At 60.5% G+C, this 253-nt stretch carries 1 protein-coding gene; it reads left to right on the top strand.

What is annotated here, in order from left to right; translation table 11 throughout:
- A partial coding sequence (locus SB751_RS33200; protein WP_410749394.1) for an MBL fold metallo-hydrolase occupies nucleotides 1–253 on the top strand: 253 nt, incomplete at both ends.

Genomic DNA, 253 nt, shown 5'->3' with positions numbered 1-253 from the left:
CGGAACTGGACCTGGACCTGACGGTGCTGGACGTGCCGGGGCATACCGCGGGCCACATCGCGTACACCGGCCGGGCCGCGGGAAAACAGCCTGTGCTGTTCTGTGGAGACACCCTGTTTGCCGGGGGCTGTGGCCGGCTTTTCGAGGGCACCCCCGCGCAAATGTCTGATTCCTTGGAAAAATTTTCTGTTTTACCGCCAGATACACAGGTTTTTTGCGCACACGAGTACACTCTAGCGAACTTGCGCTGGGC

Source organism: Cupriavidus sp. SIMBA_020 (assembly GCF_046535395.1).
In the GTDB taxonomy this organism is placed as follows: Bacteria; Pseudomonadota; Gammaproteobacteria; order Burkholderiales; family Burkholderiaceae; genus Cupriavidus; species Cupriavidus campinensis.
The sequence above is the reverse complement of the archived record's forward strand: the minus strand, read 5'-3'. Positions and strand labels throughout refer to the sequence as shown.